This window comes from Aquipuribacter hungaricus (genome assembly GCF_037860755.1).
In the GTDB taxonomy this organism is placed as follows: Bacteria; Actinomycetota; Actinomycetes; order Actinomycetales; family JBBAYJ01; genus Aquipuribacter; species Aquipuribacter hungaricus.
This window is the reverse complement of sequence record NZ_JBBEOI010000253.1, coordinates 1-4,844: the sequence shown is the minus strand read 5'-3', so window position 1 is coordinate 4,844 and position 4,844 is coordinate 1. Positions and strand designations below refer to the sequence as shown.

Here is a 4,844-nt window from a genome sequence, read left to right as displayed (position 1 = left end):
GGCCCCGTCGCCGCTGAGCCGCTGGGCCGCTGGGCCGCTGCGCCGCTGCGCCGCTGCGCCGCTGCGCCGCTGCGCCGCTGGTGTAGGCCCGGCGTCCGCCGATCGGGTGGACCTCCCCCGCGGCCTCGTGCCCGCGCCCGGGGGCGCCGATCCCTCCGAGGTACCTCCCGGACCTCCGGGGGCGGACGCAGGGCCCACGGACGGGCCCGGGAGAAGGCAGGAGGCCTGGCATGAGCGGACCGGACGTGCTGCCCGACGACTGCCGGGAGGCGCTGCAGCACGCTGCCGCGATGTCCGACAGCGCCGTGCTGCTCGTCCGCGACGGCCCCGACGGCACCGCCCCGACGGTGGCCTGGCTCAACGCCGCCGCCGCCGACCTGCTCTCCAGCGACGCCTCGAGCGTGGCCGGCCGCCCCCTGGACAGCCTGCTCACCGCCGCGGACGACGGTCCCCTGCTCCACACGGTGCGCGCCCAGCGCCGCAGCGCCCGGCTGCGCGGCGCCGACGGCGCGGTCCACCCGGTCGAGGTCGTCGCGCACCCCGTCCCCGGTCAGCGGCTGTGGGCCCTCACCGCGGTGGCCGAGCACGACGGCGGCGACCGGGGCCGCGCGCTGGCCGAGGCCGCGCAGGCCTACGAGCGCCGCTTCCTCGCCCTCACCGAGCAGAACCCGGTCCCCACGGTCCTGTCCGACGTCGGCATGCGCCTGGCCCACGTCAACGACGCCTTCGCCCGGATGGTCGGCCTGCCGGCGGAGTCGCTGCTCGGCACGGGCTGGCTGCACCTGGTCGACCCGGACGACCTGGCCGCGGTGAGCGACTGCGCGGCGGCCGCGCTGCAGGGCGCGGAGTCCGACGTGGTCGCCGCCCTCCGCAGCGTCGACGGCGGCCGCCGGCTCGTCCACCTCCGGCTCGCCCCGGCGCACACCCCGGGCCACGGTCCGAGCTTCGTCGGCACCGCCGAGGACGTCACCGAGCGGGTGGCCTTCGAGCAGCAGCTGGCCTACCAGGCCCGCCACGACGCGCTCACGGGCCTGCCCAACCGGGCCGCGCTGTTCGAGAGCCTGCAGGCCGGCCTCGCCGGCCCGGCGGGGGTCGACCCGCTGCTCGCGGTGCTCTTCCTCGACCTCGACAACTTCAAGACCATCAACGACTCGCTCGGCCACGACGCCGGGGACTCCATGCTCGTCGAGGTCGCCCGCCGCCTGCGCGGGGCGGTCCGCGACGGCGACGTGGTGACGCGGATGGGCGGCGACGAGTTCGTCGTCGTGTGCCACGGCGTCCGCGACGACGCCGAGGCCGAGGTGCTCGCCCGGCGCCTGCTCGACGTCTGCACCCGCCCGCTCACCGTCACCGGGGTGCTCGTGCACCCGTCGGCGAGCATGGGCGTGGCCCGCGCCGGGGTCTCCCACGCCACGGCCCAGGACCTGCTCCGCGACGCCGACATCGCCATGTACGACGCCAAGGCGCGCGGCAAGAACCGGTTCGCGGTCTGCGACGACGAGACCCGGGTCGTCGCCCGCGACACCCTGCAGCTGCTGGCGGACCTGCGCGCGGCGATCGACACCGGCCAGGTCACCGTCGCCTACCAGCCGGTCGTGGAGATGGCCACGGCGTCGGACCCGCTGCTCAGCGAGCCCCTGCCCGCCGTGGAGGCGCTCGCCCGCTGGCGCCACCCGGTGCGCGGCGACGTGCCGCCGCAGGTCTTCGTCGCCCTCGCCGAGAACCACCAGCTCATCACCGGCCTCACCGCCCACGTCCTCGACGCCGCGTGCGCCCAGCTGGCACGCTGGCGCACCGAGCTCGGCCGGCTCGCCCCGCGCCGCGTCAACGTCAACCTGTCGGCGCTGCAGCTGGGCGACCCCCGCCTGCTCGGCACCGTCACCGGGGTCCTCGAGAAGCACGGGGTGCCCGCGTCCGCGCTGTGCCTGGAGATCACCGAGTCGGCGATCATGGGCGACCCCGCCGCGAGCCGCGAGACGCTGCTGGCGCTGCGCGAGGTCGGCGTCTCGGTCGCCATCGACGACTTCGGCGTCGGCTACTCCTCGCTGGCCTACCTCCAGCGCCTTCCCGTCGACCACCTGAAGATCGACCGGTCCTTCGTCCTGGAGCTGGCGACCGGCGGGGACGGCACCCTCGCCGCGGCCGTGGTCAGCCTCGCCGGCGCGCTCGGGCTGTCCGCGATCGCCGAGGGCGTCGAGGTGCCCGAGCAGGCCGCCCGGCTGCAGGCGCTCGGCTGCACCCTGGGGCAGGGCTGGCTCTGGGCGCGGGCGATGACCGGCGACGACCTCACGCGCTGGGTGCGCTCCCGCTCCGGCGAGGCGCGCGACCGGCGCGCCCCCTCCCCGCGCGGGTCGTCCTCCCAGGCCCGGCCCCTGCCGCACGGTGTCCCGCAGGCCGCGCCGTGATCGTCGGCTACGGCGCGACGACGCTGACGCCCGCCCCGTCCGAGGGCGCCCCCGACCTGCCGTGGGACGACGGGCGGGGAGTCGTCCTGCTCGAGGACCTGCTCGCGCGCCTGGACCAGGTGCCCGCCCAGCGCCCCGTCGCCACGCAGATCGTCCGGATGACCCGCGACGACGACATGTCCGCCCCCCGGCTCGCGTCCGTGGTCGGCGCCGACGCCCCTCTCGCCGCCCGGGTCATGCGGCTGGCCAACAGCGCGTACTACGGGCTGTCCGGCCGGGTCCGCACCGTGGCCTTCGCCGTCACCGTGCTCGGCTTCACCACCGTGCGCAGCCTCGCCCTCACCGCCGCCGCGGGGGTGGGGGGCACCGACCCCGTGCCGCCGGGCTTCTGGCGGCGGAGCGCCTGCACGGCGGTGGCCGCCGGGGAGCTGGCCCGGCCGCTCGGCCTGCACGCCCCCGACGCCTTCTGCCTGGGCCTGCTGTCAGGGATCGGGCAGGCGCTGCTGTTCCACGCCGACCCCGCCGGGTACACGCCCCTGGTCGAGGGCTGCGAGGACCGCTGGTCCCTGCTGGAGGCGGAGCGCGCCCGCTACGGCGCCTCCCACGTCGCGGTGTCGTCGGCGGCGCTGCGGGCGTGGTCGTTCCCGTCCGACATGGCCGCCGCCCTGCAGGTGGTCGACCGCTGGCCGGGCAGCCGGCCCGCCGAGAACGGCGACGCCGCCGCGGTCTGCCTGCTGGTGGCGGGCGAGGTCGCCGACCGCGTCGTCGAGCCCGGCTCCCCGCCGCAGGACGTGCTCCACATGACCGGCGGGCGCGTGCAGCCCGGCGAGGTGGCCGCCCTCGTGCGCCGGGTCCCCGACCTGGCCGCCGACCTGGTCCGCGCCGTCACCGGCTGAGCCCAGGACCGGACGGGCTCGGGACCGGACGGGCTCAGGACAGGACGAGCTCCCAGGTCCCCGCCGCCACCCCCGCCGCGGTCGCCACCGCCGCCACGGCCACCCCGCCGAGCACCACCGCGACGTCGGCCGGACGGACCCGGCTCGGCCGGGCCCAGGTACGGGTGCGGGCCGCCCCGAACCCCCGCGCCTCCATGGCGGTCGCCAGGACCGTCGCGCGCCGCACCGCGAGGACGAGCAGGGCGAACACCTGCGCCCCCGCGGCCCGGGCCCGCCCCACCAGCCCCTCCTCGCCGAGCCCGCGGGCCCGGCGCGCCTGCCCGAGCGCCGTCCACTCCTCGGCCAGCACGCCGAACAGCCGCATCGCCGCCAGCGCGGACAGCACGAAGCGGTGCGGCAGCCGGAGGTCCTGGGCGAGGGAGTCGGCCAGGTCCGTGGGGTCGGTGGTCGCCAGCAGCACGACCCCGGGCAGGCCGATCGCCAGGATGCGCAGGACCAGCGCGACCCCGGCGGCCAGCGAGCCGGACGTGACGTCCAGCGGGCCGAGCGGGAGGAGCACCCGGCCGGAGTCGACCCCGAGCACCGCCGTGAAGACGCCGGTGGGCACGGCCGCGACGACGAGCACCCAGCCGCGCCGCCACAGCGCCCGCGCGCCCAGCCCCGACCAGGGCAGCGCGGCGACGACCAGGGCGAGCGCGACCCCGGCGGTCACCGGGTCGGTGGTGAGCACGAGCGCCAGCGACAGGACGAGGGCGACCGCGAGCTTGGCGCTGGGGTTGGTCCGGGCCAGCAGCGCGCCGGTGTCGACCCCGGCCGTGCCGGACAGCACGTCCGTGGGCAGGCTCACGCGGCGGCGCCCGGCAGGCGGAGGACCCGGTCGGCGAGGGCGGCCACCAGCTCGGCGTCGTGGGTGACGGCGCAGACGCCGACGCCCTCGGCCCGCAGCTCGTCCAGCAGCGCGACGAGCTCGGCCCAGGTGCGGCCGTCCTGGCCGAACGTCGGCTCGTCGAGCACGAGCAGCCGGGGCCGGGTGGCGAGCACCGTGGCCACCGAGAGCCGGCGCTGCTCCCCGCCGGACAGCGTGAACGGGTGGGCGCCGGCCAGGCGGGCCAGGCCGAGGCGCTCGAGCAGCGACGCGACGGTCGCCTCCGCGGCCGCCGGGTCGGCGCCGGTGACCCGGGGCCCGACCCGCAGCTCGTCGGCGACGGTGGTGGCGACGAACTGGTGCGCGGGCTCCTGGAACACCGTGCCGACCCGGGCCGCGAGCGCCCGTGCCCGCCAGCGGTGCGGCAGCGGGCCGGCGCCGTCGGCGAGCAGGTCCGAGGCCTCGAGCCGGCCACCGGTCGGGGCGGCCAGACCGGCGAGGGCGAGCGCCAGCGTCGACTTGCCCGCCCCGTTCGGCCCGGTCACGGCGGTGCAGGTGCCGGCGTCCAGGCCGAGGTCGACGTCACGCGCCGCCGGCGCCGCCGCCCCCGGGCGGGCGACCGACAGCCCGGCCGCCGTGAGCAGCCGGGGTCCCGTGCTGTCCCCGGGGCGGCGGGCG

General features: G+C 78.3%; 4 protein-coding genes. 2 read left to right on the top strand and 2 right to left on the bottom strand.

The window, feature by feature from the left end; translation table 11 throughout:
• Positions 1–230: 230 nt before the first annotated feature.
• Both WCS02_RS17425 and WCS02_RS17420 read left to right on the top strand, forming a co-directional pair.
• Entirely contained in the window at positions 231–2,405 is a 2,175-nt protein-coding gene (locus WCS02_RS17425; RefSeq protein WP_340295518.1) for a putative bifunctional diguanylate cyclase/phosphodiesterase, read from the top strand.
• Positions 2,402–3,301, top strand: a complete 900-nt coding sequence (locus WCS02_RS17420; protein ID WP_340295516.1) for an HDOD domain-containing protein — start codon at positions 2,402–2,404, stop codon at positions 3,299–3,301. The genes WCS02_RS17425 and WCS02_RS17420 overlap by 4 nt, the downstream gene beginning before the upstream one ends.
• Before the next feature lie 34 nt (positions 3,302–3,335).
• On the opposite strand, the gene WCS02_RS17415 is transcribed toward WCS02_RS17420, so the two are convergent.
• Together WCS02_RS17415 and WCS02_RS17410 are read right to left on the bottom strand one after the other, a co-directional pair.
• Positions 3,336–4,148: an energy-coupling factor transporter transmembrane component T family protein gene (locus WCS02_RS17415; protein WP_340295515.1), complete on the bottom strand. Its 813-nt coding sequence runs from the start codon at positions 4,146–4,148 to the stop codon at positions 3,336–3,338.
• On the bottom strand, positions 4,145–4,844 hold a 700-nt coding region (locus WCS02_RS17410; RefSeq protein WP_340295513.1), incomplete at its 5' end, for an ABC transporter ATP-binding protein. The genes WCS02_RS17410 and WCS02_RS17415, both read right to left, overlap by 4 nt.

What these genes read in the sequence shown, in the direction of transcription:
- WCS02_RS17425 (WP_340295518.1), top strand. Translation starts at nt 231, where the DNA reads ATGAGCGGACCGGACGTGCTGCCCGACGACTGCCGGGAGGCGCTGCAG.